Consider the following 16,675-nt stretch of genomic DNA (forward strand, 5'->3'; position numbering starts at 1 on the left):
TCTGTCAGTTTGTTGGGGGGGGGGGGTTAGTCGATTGTGCTAATGGTCCTATTGTGAGTGGCAGAAAATTCACTTCTTATAAGGAATGTCGCGTGGATCAGAAGGTGGTGTGGACCTAATTTGGGCGCGAGTTGGGTTGCGTGATGCGACTCGATTGAAAAACAAACTGGATGAATACGATAGTGTGGTTATCGACTAACCGGGAGAGAAAACATTGCGTTTAAGTATTGCAATCAACAATGTGGAAACGCCAAACCCAGTACTCGCCGTCACTTCGAGCATTCAGCCTGTCGGCTTAGGGACTTCTACCATCTCGAAAACCACCACAGGTGTGCACACCAATGTAGGTTCAGCAACGGTTGAGTTACTGGTTAGCGACGCCCAAAACGATACTTATCTTTTTGCCGCAATAGACCGTCAAGCGGGAAACAAAGACTTCTCGACCTTGATTGATTCTTTAGACGATGCCAAAGATGCAACAAACTGGTGGGTCGATCGCTTGGGTGTTATTCTTAGCCAAGATTTATCCCGACAGACACCGTAGTTAATGTTAGAAAAAGAAAACTTATTAAAACTCGCTCGTATACAAATGCCGTTTGGCAAGTACTCAGGACGTGTGCTGATTGATTTACCAGAAGAATACTTACTCTGGTTCGATAAGAAGGGTTTCCCAGAAGGGGAGCTAGGTGATTTGTTGAAGCTTTGCCTTGCACTGAAAATTGAAGGTTTAGACAGTGTGGTTAAACCTTTAAAGCGAATGTAACCTGCCACAGAAACTCCCCATTTTAAATTAAAAGACTTATTATGAATTTTGATATCGATGCACTGAAACACCACCAATTGGTCGAAGATGGTCAACTAGAGGGGTGGTACATTCATCAGCCTGCTCAAGGTAGTCAGCAAGGTGACAACGCTGTTTTGGCAGAACGCCAAGCGTTGGAAAAGATGGGGTATAAGGTAGTGCAAGTTAAAGCGAAAGGCAGGACAACAACGTTTGCCGAGGCGATGCAAGAACTAGCGAAGAAGACGGGTCATCAGCTTAAGGAGTAAGCGAGTGTAACCTGCCACCGCCCGATAAGTGTTTCCACGATACCATGTGTTCTCATTCACAAGAGTCAGACCGTTAGGCTGACTCTTTTTTGCCCCAAAATCGTTTAGAGCCAGTACTCTATACAACTGATGCTCCATGTATTTGACCTACTAAAAGTAATCCCTTTTACACCCCATAAATCCTAAAAATATGCCATCTGTTTGACATGAGCATCAGTTGCACACATTCGATTGCTCTGGAATCCAAAAAGTCAATAATTACAAAACTTTAAAGGAGAAATTGTTGGCTCGACGAGGTGGTGGTTTACGAGCGGCTATAAAGGTTGTTAAAGCAATAGATAGAGCTAACAAACAAGCTGCTCGTGAATCCCAGCGTATGCAAAGATTATTTTATTCAAATGTGTCTGCCAAATGAGTTACGATTCATTTTGATCTTCTAGTTAAATGTTAAAAATGTAACAACACCCCAGTAACTTTGATGATTTGACTTGCATTCCTCATTCCTATAAACGGAGGCGCAAACAGGAGCAATGAACTACTTATAAGCACCACTAGTCGGAAGGACATCAATGCAAGCGAGAAAAGTATTTTTAAATACTGAGTCCGACTATACTGTTTGGGTCAACGTAAGAAAATGCAATCACTTGTAACAAATGCCATCTACATGACGCCATTTTTTGGTAGGTGGTTGTTCATCATTGATAATCAATCAGTTGAAAAAGTGCTAGAAAAAGCGGATAGCAGGAATATTAACTCTACTCCTTTACAAAAGTACTAATTAAGACTCGTCATTTCGGATGGAAAACCAATAATAGAGAATGAATAAACCGACGATGATTTAGGTTTTACCTTCGATACTACTTCGCGACTCTACTTTGGATAGAGCAGGATCAGTAGTCACCGTTGACTTTACTTAGGATAAGAGCGTAATTCTTTTCAAAAGAATCAAGTAAAAACAGGAGCTGTACATGCTTATTACATTTCGCTGCAAAAGCTATGCTAACGTCACAATGTTCGGTGACATTGGCCTGCAACTGATAAAGATGATGGGTCATAGTGGTACAGTACCCGGTGCTATTCTTGCCCCAGATATCCCTGAGGCACTTTCTAAATTAACGTTTTCACTCGCTGCAGAAAGTACAGCGGCTCAAAAAGACACCTCTGCCACTGGAGATGTTGAAGATGATGAAGATGAAGCTTTATCTGAACAGGTAGTAAGCCTGAATCTCCGCGCAGCTCCATTAGTAGAACTATTAAAGTCTGCGATAGATGCTAAATGCGACGTAATGTGGGATACCCCATAACATTTGCTTCAGACATACCAGGGTATTTCGTCTAATGTACATATTATGCAATAAATAGCTTTCCTAACGGTTGACACCACGACTTGTGCAGGAGGCTGACACAGCGTATGGAATCATTATGTCTAGGCAGTACATCTCGTGAATAACCTCGTAATTCTTGTTGGGCTCACATTGGCAGCGGGACTGGCTATGCCTTTCGGCGCACTTCTGGCCAGCATCGGAAAATTTAAGTCACGATTGTTCGAGGCCGAGTTCAGTCACAGCATTACAGCATTTGGTGGTGGTGCTCTATTGTCTGCTGTAGCTCTCGTATTAGTTCCTTATGGTATTGCCAAGCTTGATCCGTTGATAGCATCGACTTGCCTCCTGGTTGGTGGGTTCATTTTCATGATGCTTGACGTGTATCTTCTAAAATTTGAGACGCCAGCTAGTCAACTCGTTGCGATGCTCCTTGATTTCATCCCTGAATCCATGGCGCTTGGAACTGCATTTGCAATCGGAAGTACAGATGCGGCGTTGCTTGCGGCGCTAATCACATTGCAAAATATCCCTGAGGGTTTTAACGCATATCGTGAGTTGAACAGCTCTTATCATTTCGGTCCGAAAAAAATCATGGCCATTTTCTTTTTGATGGCATTTCTCGGTCCTGTTTGCGGGGTGTCCAGCTATCTATGGATGCAAGACCAAGCTATTGCCATTGCTGTGATTGTGCTTGTGGCTTCCGGAGGTATTTTATATTCCGTATTTCAAGATATCGCTCCAAGAGCAAAACTCGCAAAACACTGGTTGCCCCCGATGGGCGCGGTGCTAGGTTTTGTGCTTGGCATGGTTGGAGTGATGATTATCAGGTAATTGAATAGCGAAGTGTTATTTTTGGAGTCTATTCAACTATGACTAGGCTCCAACTCTCCAGGTAGATTAGTATAGTTGCTTAGGGCAGATACAGCTTTCCTTCCTTAAAGTAATTCGGTCTTCTCTAAATTAAGTAGATACTCTAAGTAACTTCTGTCCAGAATTTTCACAGTTGGCACTTCGTAACTCAGAAGTGCCTCATGTCTATTTAAGGCACCTATTCACTCAGGTTCCGAAACACGACATTATCTTTGTTAAAACTAATCTATTCACCCCCCCCCCTTATTTCCTTGCCACACTAAAAATTGGCTATAAGTGGCGATTCAACTCACATGGAGTTGAATGAGTGAACATGCCGGAGATTGAATTCATTCAGGCACTAAAAGTAAGCCGCTGATGATATCAGCGACTTCTGTCGTATTAATGTTATCACGCAGGGAACATTGGCGGTTAAGCCAAGGTCAGTTCCTGATGCGTCATACGGTTCATGTAAGCATTGACTGCAAAGATCATCGCGCCCAGTGCAATCAGCCAAACCCACAGTGGCAGCATACCAACAGACAGCGCATAACCGATGCTAGTTGCAGCAAACACACCGATAAAACCAGGAGTGATGAAGCTGTGGTTGAGTACGTATTTCCCAATCATGGTCGTGCCTGAACGGTCGAAAGTGATCGCCGCTAGATCGGACGGGTAGAACGGGAAGAAGTAGTAGGCATAACAGGCTGGCAGTACGCCAATCAGAACTTCTGCTGGAATGCCTAGCGCAAAACCAAGCGGCAGCATAATGGTCAGCACCGCTGCCTGGCTCTTTAGGAACACAGAGGAAACATACATAGCAATCGCAAACGTCCAAGGGTGCGATTTCACCACATCTTCTACCAGACTGATGATGTAAGGCTTGTTGTAAGTGATTATGGTGTCACTCATCCAAGCAATACCGAAGATTATGATCACCGCACTCATACCGGCGATAAATACATTGGTTTTCACCACTTTGTTTGGGTCAACATTGGTAGCTAATAATATAATGGCACCCACCGACAGCATTAAGAATTGTAGCGCTGTTGAAGTGCTAACGCCTTGCGGCAACAGTCCCAAATCCTTACCAAACATGGCCACAAAAATTACCGAAAGAATACCCAACAGAAACACAGTCAGACCGGTTTTAGCCTTCTTGTCATTTTCGACAGAAGCCGCACCATTCTCTTCGGCGGAGTGGTCAATCAGCTGCGCTCTGAAGCCAGGATCTTTGCATCGCTCTTGGAACTCGGTGTCTTCATGTAGCTCTTTGCCGCGCTTTAGGCTCCACGTGGCTGCAATCAGTACGCCTGACAGAGTGGCAGGGATGGTTACCATCAGCACTTGACCCAGGGTAATATCCAGATTGTTGCTTGCCGCGGTTGCCATCACTACTGCCGCTGCCGCTGCGATTGGGCTTGCAGTGATCCCCATTTGCGAGGCCACAGTCGCTATCGCCATTGGACGTTCTGGACGAATGCCGCGTTTGATGCTCACATCATAAATAACCGGAAGCAGAGGATAAACTGAATGGCCGGTGCCGACCAACAATGTCAAGGTGTAAGTGCATAGTGGTCCAAGGAAGACGATTTTGGACGGGTGTTTTCGTAGCAGTTTTTCTGCGTATCCGACTAGTAGCTTCAGACCGCCGGTCGCTTCCAATGTCGCAGAAGCTGCGACCACTGCGAGAATGATCAGCATTACACCTATCGGCGCTTTACCGGGGGCAACGCCAAATACAAAGCTTAAGATCGAAACCCCTAAACCTCCCAACAAGCCAAATGCAATACCACCATACCGAATCCCGATAAAGATGACGCCGAGTAGTAACAACATATGAACGTAGAACATAGTAGATTCTCCAAACTAGAAAACTAGCTTCATCTTATTCTGAGTACGGGCGGTTATTTTTGAGGAAGGACAAGAATGAAAACAAAATAAAGTGCAGATGACGGGTCTGTTCTGAATTTGTGACGCATGATTATAGCAGTGAATAATGAATGAAAAACAAAGAACGTATTCTGTTTTTGGACATTTCAATGCATCCTGATTGTAGTGAATAAGTAAATTTGGCCATTAGGTTAGAAGTTTTTAGATACCTAAGATAATCCATTAAACGCTAATTTAGTAAAGCCACTAACAAACTTTTGTCCGTGCGACGTGAAGTCGCATGAAGCGCTGTTCACCGCGAAAAGAGTGAACCGTTTGTATCACCAGACGACCCTAAGGCTCTGAATAAAGAAGCGAGCCTGACAATGTAACGAAGTTTGGCACTGTGCCAAACGGGAGCAGAACCGTGAGGGAATGCTCCTCCTGATAACCACGAATTGGGTGAGTGCTAGGGAATCAGTATGATGAACGAAAGTGAATCCATGTAAGGTGCGTTATACATGAAGCAGCGGAAGTGGTTAATACGCTGTGGCCAAATGGCGATGGGAGTAGGAAAGAGGTTGGACAATACTCTTTCGTGATCGATAGGCTCCTCGCACTATAGTGGGCATCTACCCTGATATTGCGCGACATGCGGAACACGGTAAGCCAGTATCGTTCCTTCGGGAAAGCTGTCTGTGAAGAGAGCCGATAGCGGTGCTGGTAAAGGAGGTTGGAAAAAGCGAATGCTGCATTGTAATGATGCAGATACAGACGGATGTCTGACACGAAAGTGTGCCCACTTCCAACTGGTCTCCCATTGCAAGATGATTTGGAAAACTTTATTTAAGAAGGAACGCAGATGATCTCTTCTCATGAAGTGAGTGCCCCTTCTGGCAGCGCCCAATGGCAATCCATCGACTGGAAAGCGGCTGAGCGCCATGTGTTAAGGCTCCAGATGCGCATTGCAAAAGCAATCCGAGAAGGTAAGCACGGTAAGGCGAAAGCACTACAGTGGATACTGACTCACTCGAAAGCAGCAAAACTTCTCGCTGTTCGTCGAGTATCACAAAACAAAGGCAGTAAAACGCCAGGAATTGACGGCGACATCTGGAACACCGATGCACGTCGAATGGCGGCAGTCAGCTTACTGAGCAGAAAAGGCTATCGAGCCAAACCGCTCAGAAGAATCTATATCCCGAAGAAAAACGGCAAACTTAGACCATTAGGTATCCCGTGCATGATAGACCGAGCGCAACAAGCGTTACATCTTCTAGCACTAGAACCTATATCGGAAACAATTGCCGACCCTAACAGCTATGGCTTTAGACCTAACCGAAGCGCAGCCGATGCAATACAGCAGTGCTTCAAATGCCTGTGCAAAAAGGGAGCAGCACAATGGGTTCTTGAGGGGGATATCAAAGCTTGTTTCGACAAGATAGGTCACCAGTGGCTACTTGATAATGTCCCGACAGACAAAAGGATGCTCAAGCAATGGCTGGAATGTGGCTATATAGACAAAGGGCTATTCTACAAAACGGCAGAGGGAACACCACAAGGCGGGATAATTTCACCCACCCTGATGTTGCTCACTCTTGTCGGACTAGAAAAGTTAACTAAGTCTATCGCTCACAAGACAGGCAGCAGAGTAAACTTTATAGGTTATGCTGACGACTTTGTTATCACGGGGTCTTCAAAGGAAGTCCTAGTGAATGACATTAAGCCGCAACTGATGGCTTTCTTACAAGAAAGAGGTTTAGCGCTTTCTGAAGAGAAAACGCATGTGACTCATATTAATGATGGCTTCGACTTTCTTGGCTTTAACGCCAGAAAGTACAAAGGAAAACTGCTCATTAAACCGAGTAAGTCCAACGTATTATCATTCTTACGAAACATGCGTGACCTCATCAGAAAACACGCAACAATCCCAGTAGCCGAACTCATCAAGATGATGAATCCAAAACTACGAGGATGGGCGAATTACTATCGCCATTGTGTTGCTAAACAAACCTTCGGCTATGTTGGACATCAGATGTTTCTAGCGTTATGGCGATGGTCAGTCAGGCGTCACCCAAACAAGGGGCGTAAATGGATCGCACACAAGTACTTTCTAAACTATCAAGGGCAATGGATTTTCCATGGCTGGTTTAAAAAGGATGGACTGTATGGCGTGATCCGACTGTTTCAAATCGGTCAAGTGCCAATCAAGCGACATGTAAAAATCATGAGTCAAGCGAACCCGTTCGATCCTTTTTGGGAAGGTTTTCTCAATGAACGTAAGGTGAAAAATACAGGTCGTAACTCATGGTTTGACCCTGTTGCCACTGCTTTGTGAGTTGCTGGGTAACAATAACGCCTTAGTGGAGGCTTGAGCCGTATGCAGTGAAAGTTGCACGTACGGTTCTTAGAGGGACGGCACTTGGTAACAAGTGTCGTCTACTCGACAAAGGTGTGTTGGCGGGGCATGTAACACGAAATTGCCCCTTTTCTTCTTAGTGCGATCACTCAGTGGCAGTTCACGTCACTGGGATTGCAATACTTTTCCTCATGCTGGTACTGAAGGGGCTATGCGGCATTTTCTTCCAGAAACGTGCAAAAAATGACTTTCAGTTAGCACCATTTCATATTTATTTGCAGGCTGTTAAGTCTTTCTGAAATAGGTCTAGATTCGACATTATGCTACTATGCTTAAAACTAAGGTTAAATTATCGGTTGGGTGAGCCATGGCTGCTTTACGAGTTAGTACGCTCTTGGTTAACGTATTAATATCAGGTTCATTAAACGCAACTACTAACAACTACTGGCAGCTTGATAGCGACAGTGATGGAATAAGCATTTATTCTCGTGAGCATAAAGGTGGTCTGGTTGAGATACGCGCAAGAATGTTTACTCCAACCAGTTACGGCGCATTTTTAACTCTATTAGAAGATAGTGAAAATGTACCTCACTGGATTGATAAAGCAAGCCATAGCCGAGTTCTAAATCAAATTTCCGCTACTGAAAACATCGTCTATACGCAATTCTTGGCGACATGGCCTGCAAGAGATCGAGATATGGTCACCTACTCTAAGTATTGGGTTGATGAACAGGCATTCACGATAAAGATCAAAGACGCTCCTAGCTCGACTCTTGCTGACCAAAAAGGCTACATTCGCATCCATTCTGTTGATGCAACCTGGACACTAAAAAAACGCACCAATGGCACCACCCTAATAGAGTATAAGGCTTTTGCTGACCCTGGGGGGTTACTGCCAAATTGGCTGATAAATAAGCTATCTAAACAGAGTGCCCGATCAACATTTGACAGCTTAAGAGACCAACTTCCGGAGTACCAGCAATACTCTCATCCACAAATAGAGGAGTAATGTGAGGCATGTAGGGAGGGGGAAGAGTTTCAGAGATGAGCGGGAGGCTGCATACTTTGTGGTTTACCCCTTAGTTGAGCTTGGCCCGGGACAGGTAACTCGATTCTGCCCCATTCAAAGTTACGCCTGATTAGCCTCTCACTCTATTAAACCATCATTTGACTTAGTTTTCGTAATGCCAGTAATCTGTCTATGGGTTTGGGGGAAGATCACTTGATATACCTATAAATATCAGGCATTCCCAACCGATTCCATCTTGAAGCTGTTATAGGTTAGACTTTCACATAGTCATATAGACTTGGAAGTTCAATGAGAAATAAAAGTGCATACCATAAAACAGATGAAATGAATCAACGCCGTTATTATTCAGAATCGACCGCCATGTTGCTCCAACCTCGTCATTACAAAATTATCCGAAACCGCTCGTTAACGATTACAACATTTGGAAAAAATTCCAATTGAGTAGCTAACGAGCGATCTAAAAAGCGCAAGGTTTACGCTCTCTTTGTTAATACAAAAAGAGCCTTGATATTGTAAATCATTGAATAGATTGCGCTGCTTTTAAGAGAAGCTGATTAAACTTCTCTGGCTGTTCTAGCATCGGGAAGTGTCCTGAATCCTCAATGAAATAGACGTTGTAGTTTTTGATGTGTTTTTTGTTGGTTTCAGAATCGGTCGGCCATAAGCGTGCATTTACTAACACCACAGGCACATTGATACTTTCAAATACGCGATATGACTCCCCTGTGATGTACTGCCCCAAGTAATGGCGGAACTGATTAAGTGCGATATCTTTGGGCGCAGAGGCCATATCTTGCGTTGCCCATTCCAGCACATCAGGATCAACGTCTGCTGGGAACGCATTCTTTACGAACTCTGTCATACCAGCGTGAAAGTCTTCTTCAAATGGTTTGGTCATCATGTTGAGATCGGCCTGCGATAAAGGCGCGGCGACATTTTGCGAGGTATCGACACCGATAATGCCAATGACCTCTTTCGGCATTAGCTTCGCTGCCTCTGCAATCACGCCGCCGCCCATAGAGTGACCAATCAAAATTGCGTTGTCGATGTCTTCTTTCTTCATTACCGCTTTAATGTCACTGGCAAAAGCAGGCATGGTGTACTCTTTTCGATTGAACGATGAATTGCCGTGTCCAGCCAAATCCAGCGTGATTACCTTGTATTGGGGCGAAAAGAAATCAATTTGGTTTTGCCATAAGCGGCTATCCAGACTCCAACCGTGAACAAAGATCATGGCGGTATCGCCACTCCCAGTTACGCTATAGGCAATTATTTCCCCATCGTCTGTATTCGCAACGCCGTATCGGGAGCTAGCGAGCGGTTCCGCTGTGCTGAAACCACTGAATGCTGACAGTACTAGCAGTAGGATGGAAAGAAAAAATAACTTTAGGAAGTTTCTTTCATGCTTGACGTTCATAGATTGACCTTTTGCTTGGAAGTGTTCACGGGTTATCCGAATCACCCTAAGTATTGCTGAGATTGAATCGCTTTAAGTATCACTCGCTCGTGGTTTCTGCCATTGGAGGTGTGTGGACAAGGGCGGACTCAATCATTTAGATGTGGACTTTAAACTATGAACCTATAGACAAGTCAACGGTTGCTTTGCTGTTGTAATTAAAATAATGGGGTTAGTAACGCAGCCAAGGGCAATAGGTGAGCTAAAGCAATAGAATGAAGGATATTCCCAAAGAAAGTTGTTTTCTTTTAGTTTGATAAGAAGGATTTCCCAGAAGGGGAGCTAGGTGATTTGTTGAAGCTTTGCCTTGCACTGAAAATTGAAGGTTTAGACAGTGTGGTTAAACCTTTAAAGCGAATGTAACCTGCCACCGCCCTATAAGTTCTTCCACGATACCGTGTGTTCTCATTCAAAAGAGTCAGACCGTTAGGCTGACTCTTTTTTGCACAAAAGCGAGTCATCAAGTCCTGATCATACAAGGCGAACCAATTAGCTCGTCATTTTTGAACTTGGTGTTTATGTTTTGTTCTATTTTCAGTGATAGAGTAGGGGCATTACTCTCGGTGTAAGTGAAAGCTGTCATTCCAGCGAGTCCACACGAGACTAGGAATCTCAGAAAGTACGCTTCTAAACTAATGACTGACCTGAACCACACGGAAATTGTTTAGTAGATTCTGAATCATGCTCGTACCTCGCGGTTCAGAATGACGAGATTTAACAAACTAAGTGATGGTGTCAGTCCTTTCAAAATCAACATCCGCCACAATTATTGATTTTTGCTTATAAAAAAGGGAATTCGAGTCTCGGTGAAAGTAGTGACGGAACGATTCTCTTGAGTAGTCAATTAAGACTTCAAGCTCAAGAGCAAGCAGAGAAAATTTATGTTATTAATCATAGCTATATGTCGGATCTACATAACGCAGATGTTTTTGAGGCAATGGAACGTTTTTGGATTGAGAGAGTCATCATAATATGATGGTATCGTCGTAATGCAGAACTGGCCCATTTGACGTTAGAAACAGGCATCATCCTTGTATCGAATATCGGTTTTACAATAATTATTCTAATAATACTGTTGATTTTCAATTTACGTAACCATACATTTACCAGGTGTTGGTGTTTAAGTGATTGATTTAATAGACAATAAAATTAAATGAAGAAATACATATCTATTATGTGTACATAGTGTATAGTGTCGTCAGCTCAAACGGTGAGCTATTGGTAATATATTTAGTTCAAGATCTTCTCAGTTTTTATTCGATTAAGTTCGTCATATCTATCCTGCGATACCTTTTTCTTCATTCCTTATTTAGTAGCTTTCTTTTTAATTCATTCAATGTATCGAGATATATTATGTCAAATAAAACAACTGGCTCAGTAAAATGGTTTAACGAAACTAAAGGCTTTGGATTCATCACACCTGACAACGGTGGCGCTGACCTATTCGTTCATTTCAGATCAATTGCTAGCGAAGGTTTCAAAACATTAGCGGAAGGCCAAAAGGTTTCTTTTAATGTTGAACAAGGTAACAAAGGACCACAAGCTGGCAACGTTACTTTAGTATAAAGATTATAAAAAGATCTCTTCGATAGGAGAGATCTTTTTTCATTATATTTAATAATGAGTCCGATGATTCGAAAAACTAATCGAAAGACATATTTGGTATTGTTTTCTGTGTGAACAGGGAATAACCAAAGGACAAAAAATTATTTGTTCGTTATAAGATGTTGTTTTCATGATGGTGATGGTTTTTGGTCTGCTACCATACATAAGTTAAATAGTGATGTACTAAAGCGTCATATTCTTCCTAGATTAAATACCAGACTCTTTGAACTCAATTTTTCATTATTTTGAATTTGAAAATCCTGGCCAAATTAAAGATTCATGCGGGAAGAGTTTAGTTTTTTTATATCCAGGTTAGAGAAGGAGACTGAGTTTTGAAAAAACCATCAACGAAGTATAAATTCAATACGGACAAAAGTAAGATATCTAGTACAGATGACGGTTCTAATAGTATTCATAAAATTGAAAATATTTTGTTAGAACGATAAGAAAAAATTGGGATCTATAAGGTAAGAAGTGATATGAGAAAACCAGTAAGAAAATCAAGCAAGAAAACGAAGAAAAATAACTTCGAAGAACGATTTGCTGTTATGGTAAAAGAATATCAAGAAGCTAAAGAAATTCTTGAATGTATGAACGAAGGTTCATCAGAGTATATGGCACAGAAAAAATTGTGCGATAAGTTATTTGCAAATGCTGAACGATATATTAATAACAATTAATAAGTTGAAATAGTTTCTTCTATTATATACACAATGCATCCAAGTTTTTCTACTAACCATTGCTATCTCTCTTACCCACTTAGTATTAAATTTTTAAGTGTTACACTGGTGTTGAACATACAGCTATGCAAGAGGGCAAACCATACTCTCCATAATCAGAAGTTGCGAAATTAAAAGACGCTCTCAAGCTATCAGAATAAACAGTTTCTAAGTATGAAGCAGGCTCTTCTTTATTCTGACAAGCTTGTGTCTCAGCAATTCGCAATAGCTGGCTTAATCCGTGTTTATCTAATTTAGCAAAGTCATTGGCACACTGTCGGCTTGCGCTAGCAAGTATTCACACTCTGTTTGGATGAGTGATGCACATCGTTCTATGTGTTCACGTTCTCCATCATCTATCCCTTGAGTTTGGGTAAACCCAATCGTTTCCTTTAGGGCGCTCTTTATAGCACCATCGGTTTTTAGCATTATTGAAGCCATTTTTGTGCCTGAATAGCCGAGCAGAGCGCAGAATTCAGCTAAATCATAGCTGGTGATAGGGCGTTGGAAGTGAACTTTCGGCGGGTTTTGAAAATCTTCGCTTTCCCAATCCCCAATCCCCAATCTCCAATCGACATTACGACAGAACCTTCTAGACACATCTCTCTATCGACAGCAACCGTTTGAGCGAGTTGTTAAACCTCCGAACATGATCAGCACGACCCCAGCCTTCCTTAAACTTGATAGTGTGCTGTTTAGCTTCAGCACTATTCAATCAATTGTGATCAGTCTCTTAGATGTTACCCAATGTTACCGATAACATTATTATGGTTCCCGGTAACATATTACTAAAATAAAAGAGAGAAAAGGATCTACTCATGAACATTACCCTCAAAACCCTATCTATCGCTGTCGCTACCACTCTACTTTCCACTTCTGTACTTGCTGCTGATTTCAACTTCAAGTTTCAGTCGAGTGACCCATCTGGAGATAAGAACTTCCAAGTACAAAAAGAGTGGGCAGAGACTGTAGAAAAAATGTCTGCGGGTCGAATTGAAATCGACCTACTCCCGGTAGGTGCAGTGGTAAAACATACCGAAACGCTAGACTCTATCAAAATGGGCGTTCTCGACGGCCACATTACCGCTACGGGCTATTTCTCAGGTAAAGATCCTGCGTTTGGTCTTATCGGTAACATGGTAGGTGCTTGGTCAGATACTCGCCAACTACTTGAGTACATCAACTACGGCGGCGGCTATGAAATGATGACTGAGCTTTATGCGCCTTACGGTGTGAAATATATCGGCGGCTCAACAACAGGTGTTGAATCGTTCGTTTCCAAAGTGCCAATTAATGGTGTTGATGACCTCAAAGGGTTAAAACTTCGTGCACCGGAAGGTCTGGTTCAGCAAGTTTTTGCTGCCGCAGGCGCAACACCGGTTAACTTACCGGGTTCTGAAGTCTTTACCGGTTTGAGCAAGGGCGTGATCGATGCTGCTGACTATACCGTTTTCTCGACTAACCACAGTGCTGGGATGAATGATATTGCGCTACACCCAGTTCAGCCAGGTTTCCACTCTTTACCTACCATTGATATCTCAATGAGCCAGAAGAAATGGGACAAACTGCCAGCCGATTTGCAAGAGATTATGACGGTCTCGGTACGTGATTTCGCTCAAGACATCACCACACAGCTGCGCATTGCTGACCAAGCGGCAGTTAAAGAGGCGCAAGCCAATCCAAGTATTACGATTCATGACTGGTCTCAGGAAGAGCGTAAGAAGTTCCGTCAAATCGCGATGGGGGAATGGGAAAAATATGCTCAGCGTTCGCCAAACGCTCAAAAAGTCTATGACTCAATTACCACATACCTAAAAGGTGCGGGTCTTCTATAAGCCACAACACATAGGGAGGTGGTTTCATCTCCCTTTATTCTGGATACAGCACGATGAAAAACTCAGACACAAAAGTGGCTGAAATGCCCATAAACATCCTAGACAAAGCCATTGCTAAGGTGAGCGAAATACTCAGTTTACTGTTTGCCTTCACCGTCATCATCTCATTTTATGAAGTCGTGAGCCGTTACGTTTTTGATGCACCAACCATTTGGGTTCACGAAACGGCTTCGTTTATCGGTGGTTCGCTATTTGTGATTGGCGGCGCATACGCACTAGCGACCGATAAGCATGTACGAGTCGCACTTATTTATGATTCGGTTTCACAGAGAACAAAGCATTACCTCAATATTTTTCACCACTTAGCAGGTTTGCTGTTTAGCGGCTTACTTGTTTATGCGGCTTGGCAAATGGTCAACAGCTCATGGTTCGCGCCTTGGGGCGAGCTGAGGTTAGAGACTTCAGGAACTGCCTGGAACCCTGCATTCCCGGCACTTCTTAAGGGACTGATTCTGTTGACAGTTTGTGTAATGTTCATTCAGTTTTTACTACATCTGATTAATGAAATAAAAGAACTAAAGGAAGAGATCAATGCTTAATTTATCTCCTGCCAAAGCCGAATCAGATAATCGTCTACGTTTGGCATTTTTCTCTGGTGGTGCCGTTGTTTTTGCTGCGTTGATCTGGTTGGCCTCATACGTGATCTTTGGTGAGCTTTCGTCTATTGGTATCGCTTCCGGAAGCTTATTAATGCTCGCTTTGATGATTGGCCTGCTGCTAACGGGTATGCAACTCGCTTTTGTGACAGGTTTGGTAGCCCTTGTTTTCACCCTTGGCTGGTTCGGTGTTGATGCACTGCCATTGGTCACTAGTCGAATTTATAGTTTTGTGAATGGCTATGTATTTCTCGCCGTCCCCATGTTTGTTTTGATGGCGGCATTGCTTGACCGTTCGGGTATTGCAAGAGATCTGTTTGACGCGATGAAAAGCGTTGGTCGTAAAGTCCGTGGTGGTGTTGCGGTTCAAACTCTGATTGTCGCGGTCATCCTTGCTTCGATGTCGGGAGTGATTGGTGGAGAAACGGTACTACTGGGTATTCTAGCGCTACCGCAAATGCTCCGTCTGGGTTATGACCGCAAATTGGCGATTGGTACCACTTGTGCGGGGGGCGCGCTTGGGACTATGTTACCGCCGAGCATTGTGCTCATCATTTATGGCCTTTCCGCATCGGTTTCAATTGGTGACCTATTCAAAGCTTCGTTTTTGCCCGCGTTCATCCTTGCTCTGTTTTACATCGCTTATGTACTGATTCGTTGTAAGTTAAATCCGAGTTTAGCGCCGTTGCCGTCCGCCCAAGAGTTAGAAGAAGATGTCAAAGAGCACCCAAGTTATTTCAAAGCTCTGTTCTTTCCTCTGCTATCGGTCGCTACTGTCCTCGGTAGTATTTATACTGGGGTGGCCTCGGTGACTGAAGCATCAGCACTTGGCGTTGTGGGAATCGCAGTAAGTGCGGCTATTCGGGGTGAACTGAATTGGACTATGGTCAAAGAGTCTGCCATCGCGACCATGCGCACTTGCGGCATGATCATGTGGATTGGTATCGGCGCTTCAGCGCTGGTGGGTGTTTACAATCTCATGGGTGGTATCAACTTTGTTGAGCAGATCATTCTGGCACTCAGTGGCGGCAATGCCATGACAACACTACTGATCATGATGGTCATTCTATTTGTGTTAGGAATGTTTCTTGACTGGGTCGGTGTCGCACTACTGACTATGCCCATCTTCGTCCCCATCATTACTAGCCTAGGCATGGACCCCATCTGGTTCGGCGTAGTGTTCTGCTTGAACATGCAGGTCGCTTTCCTATCACCACCTTTTGGCCCTGCTGCCTTCTATCTGAAGTCGGTTGCGCCAAAGGATATTAGCCTTGGTGAGATCTTTAGTTCGCTACTTCCGTTTATTGGTTTACAGATTTCGGTTCTGGCCTTGGTGATTATTTTCCCAGAGCTTGCTCTGTGGTGGAAATAAGCTTGTCCGACGGCGTTGATAGAGATAATAAGTATGAAAAAGAAGTACATCGTTATGGGCGTTTCCGGATGTGGGAAGTCATCAATCGGCGAGTCACTTGCTAAAGCGCTAAACATTCCGTTTTTTGATGGCGATGATTATCACTCACCAGGCAGTGTCCAGAAAATGCAAAGTGGCATCCCATTAACGGATGAGGATCGAGAGTCTTGGTTGCTGAGGCTTAACAGGCTGCTAAAGACAGAGGACGAGCTGGTTGTGGCATGTTCAGCGCTTAAACCCGAATATCGAGATATTTTGCGAGATGAGTGTGAAGAGCTGCGCTTTTTCTATCTGAAAGGGGATTTTGAGACTATTTGGTCAAGGCATAAAGCACGGCAAGGACACTATTTCAAAGGTGTTGCTATGTTAGAGAGCCAATTTGAAACCTTAGTCGAACCTTCAGAAAGCGAAGCGTTACATATTGATATTAGACAGACTCCAGCAGAAATTACTCAAGACATCCTGTCTAGGATTTGACAGAAAATGGGCAGCGCGAGCAGCCCATCGGTAA

General features: G+C 43.5%; 14 protein-coding genes and 3 pseudogenes. 14 read left to right on the forward strand and 3 right to left on the reverse strand.

Annotation, left to right across the window (positions count from 1 at the left end; translation table 11 throughout):
- Positions 1–50 precede the first annotated feature (50 nt).
- The 5 genes and pseudogenes from AK966_RS06475 (at position 51) to AK966_RS06495 (ending at position 3,206) form a co-directional block, all read left to right on the forward strand.
- Positions 51–544 (forward strand): annotated as a pseudogene (locus tag AK966_RS06475) (DUF3313 domain-containing protein).
- Positions 545–547: 3 nt separating this feature from the next.
- Complete coding sequence (locus AK966_RS06480; RefSeq protein ID WP_119463758.1) at positions 548–763, forward strand: DUF3820 family protein; 216 nt, start codon at positions 548–550, stop codon at positions 761–763.
- A gap of 41 nt (positions 764–804) precedes the next feature.
- A complete protein-coding gene (locus AK966_RS06485) occupies positions 805–1,050 on the forward strand; it encodes a hypothetical protein (RefSeq protein ID WP_119463759.1) in 246 nt (81 codons plus the stop codon).
- Positions 1,051–2,018: 968 nt separating this feature from the next.
- The gene (locus AK966_RS06490) at positions 2,019–2,354 is read left to right on the forward strand and encodes a DUF1840 domain-containing protein (protein WP_069489587.1); all 336 of its coding nucleotides are present in this window, start codon (positions 2,019–2,021) and stop codon (positions 2,352–2,354) included.
- Between the two features lie 138 nt (positions 2,355–2,492).
- A complete protein-coding gene (locus AK966_RS06495; protein ID WP_053302055.1) occupies positions 2,493–3,206 on the forward strand; it encodes a ZIP family metal transporter in 714 nt (237 codons plus the stop codon).
- Positions 3,207–3,656: 450 nt separating this feature from the next.
- On the opposite strand, the gene AK966_RS06500 is transcribed toward AK966_RS06495, so the two are convergent.
- On the reverse strand, positions 3,657–5,078 hold the full coding sequence (locus AK966_RS06500) for an anaerobic C4-dicarboxylate transporter (RefSeq protein ID WP_119463760.1): 1,422 nt from the start codon (positions 5,076–5,078) through the stop codon (positions 3,657–3,659).
- 880 nt (positions 5,079–5,958) lie between these two features.
- On the opposite strand from AK966_RS06500, the gene ltrA reads away from it, so the two are divergent.
- On the forward strand, positions 5,959–7,431 hold the full coding sequence (gene ltrA / locus AK966_RS06505; protein ID WP_119463761.1) for a group II intron reverse transcriptase/maturase: 1,473 nt from the start codon (positions 5,959–5,961) through the stop codon (positions 7,429–7,431).
- A gap of 388 nt (positions 7,432–7,819) precedes the next feature.
- A complete protein-coding gene (locus tag AK966_RS06510; protein ID WP_119463762.1) occupies positions 7,820–8,461 on the forward strand; it encodes an START domain-containing protein in 642 nt (213 codons plus the stop codon).
- 538 nt (positions 8,462–8,999) lie between these two features.
- On the opposite strand, the gene AK966_RS06515 is transcribed toward AK966_RS06510, so the two are convergent.
- Complete coding sequence (locus AK966_RS06515) at positions 9,000–9,899, reverse strand: alpha/beta fold hydrolase (RefSeq protein ID WP_099079010.1); 900 nt, start codon at positions 9,897–9,899, stop codon at positions 9,000–9,002.
- Positions 9,900–10,190: 291 nt separating this feature from the next.
- Between AK966_RS06515 and AK966_RS06520 the strand changes: the two are divergent.
- The 3 genes and pseudogenes from AK966_RS06520 to AK966_RS06535 form a co-directional block, all read left to right on the forward strand.
- Positions 10,191–10,301, forward strand: a pseudogene (locus tag AK966_RS06520) (putative quorum-sensing-regulated virulence factor); the annotation flags it as partial.
- Positions 10,302–11,291: 990 nt separating this feature from the next.
- On the forward strand, positions 11,292–11,504 hold the full coding sequence (locus tag AK966_RS06530) for a cold-shock protein (RefSeq protein ID WP_099079008.1): 213 nt from the start codon (positions 11,292–11,294) through the stop codon (positions 11,502–11,504).
- A gap of 518 nt (positions 11,505–12,022) precedes the next feature.
- Positions 12,023–12,223, forward strand: a complete 201-nt coding sequence (locus AK966_RS06535; RefSeq protein ID WP_099079007.1) for a hypothetical protein — start codon at positions 12,023–12,025, stop codon at positions 12,221–12,223.
- 288 nt (positions 12,224–12,511) lie between these two features.
- Here the strand turns inward: AK966_RS06535 and AK966_RS06540 are convergent.
- A pseudogene (locus tag AK966_RS06540) lies at positions 12,512–12,826 on the reverse strand (type II toxin-antitoxin system HipA family toxin); the annotation flags it as partial.
- 254 nt (positions 12,827–13,080) lie between these two features.
- Between AK966_RS06540 and AK966_RS06545 the strand changes: the two are divergent.
- The 4 genes from AK966_RS06545 to AK966_RS06560 all read left to right on the forward strand — a co-directional run bounded on the left by AK966_RS06545 (position 13,081) and on the right by AK966_RS06560 (position 16,641).
- Positions 13,081–14,097, forward strand: coding sequence for a TRAP transporter substrate-binding protein (locus tag AK966_RS06545; protein ID WP_119463763.1), 1,017 nt, complete (start codon positions 13,081–13,083; stop codon positions 14,095–14,097).
- A 53-nt stretch (positions 14,098–14,150) separates the two neighbouring features.
- Positions 14,151–14,696, forward strand: coding sequence for a TRAP transporter small permease subunit (locus AK966_RS06550; protein ID WP_099079006.1), 546 nt, complete (start codon positions 14,151–14,153; stop codon positions 14,694–14,696).
- Positions 14,697–14,847: 151 nt separating this feature from the next.
- Entirely contained in the window at positions 14,848–16,125 is a 1,278-nt protein-coding gene (locus tag AK966_RS06555; RefSeq protein WP_099079096.1) for a TRAP transporter large permease subunit, read from the forward strand.
- 33 nt (positions 16,126–16,158) lie between these two features.
- On the forward strand, positions 16,159–16,641 hold the full coding sequence (locus AK966_RS06560; protein ID WP_099079005.1) for a gluconokinase: 483 nt from the start codon (positions 16,159–16,161) through the stop codon (positions 16,639–16,641).
- Positions 16,642–16,675: the final 34 nt, after the last annotated feature.

Source organism: Vibrio sp. PID23_8 (assembly GCF_003584965.1).
In the GTDB taxonomy this organism is placed as follows: domain Bacteria; phylum Pseudomonadota; class Gammaproteobacteria; order Enterobacterales; family Vibrionaceae; genus Vibrio.

Excerpts from the sequence above, each read along its gene's own strand:
- AK966_RS06480 (WP_119463758.1), top strand. The coding sequence starts at position 548 with ATGTTAGAAAAAGAAAACTTATTAAAACTCGCTCGTATACAAATGCCG.
- AK966_RS06485 (WP_119463759.1), top strand. The coding sequence starts at position 805 with ATGAATTTTGATATCGATGCACTGAAACACCACCAATTGGTCGAAGAT.
- AK966_RS06490 (WP_069489587.1), top strand. The coding sequence starts at position 2,019 with ATGCTTATTACATTTCGCTGCAAAAGCTATGCTAACGTCACAATGTTC.
- AK966_RS06500 (WP_119463760.1), bottom strand. The coding sequence starts at position 5,078 with ATGTTCTACGTTCATATGTTGTTACTACTCGGCGTCATCTTTATCGGG.
- ltrA (WP_119463761.1), top strand. The coding sequence starts at position 5,959 with ATGATCTCTTCTCATGAAGTGAGTGCCCCTTCTGGCAGCGCCCAATGG.
- AK966_RS06510 (WP_119463762.1), top strand. The coding sequence starts at position 7,820 with ATGGCTGCTTTACGAGTTAGTACGCTCTTGGTTAACGTATTAATATCA.
- AK966_RS06515 (WP_099079010.1), bottom strand. The coding sequence starts at position 9,899 with ATGAACGTCAAGCATGAAAGAAACTTCCTAAAGTTATTTTTTCTTTCC.
- AK966_RS06530 (WP_099079008.1), top strand. The coding sequence starts at position 11,292 with ATGTCAAATAAAACAACTGGCTCAGTAAAATGGTTTAACGAAACTAAA.
- AK966_RS06535 (WP_099079007.1), top strand. The coding sequence starts at position 12,023 with ATGAGAAAACCAGTAAGAAAATCAAGCAAGAAAACGAAGAAAAATAAC.
- AK966_RS06545 (WP_119463763.1), top strand. The coding sequence starts at position 13,081 with ATGAACATTACCCTCAAAACCCTATCTATCGCTGTCGCTACCACTCTA.
- AK966_RS06550 (WP_099079006.1), top strand. The coding sequence starts at position 14,151 with ATGAAAAACTCAGACACAAAAGTGGCTGAAATGCCCATAAACATCCTA.
- AK966_RS06555 (WP_099079096.1), top strand. The coding sequence starts at position 14,848 with ATGCTCGCTTTGATGATTGGCCTGCTGCTAACGGGTATGCAACTCGCT.
- AK966_RS06560 (WP_099079005.1), top strand. The coding sequence starts at position 16,159 with ATGAAAAAGAAGTACATCGTTATGGGCGTTTCCGGATGTGGGAAGTCA.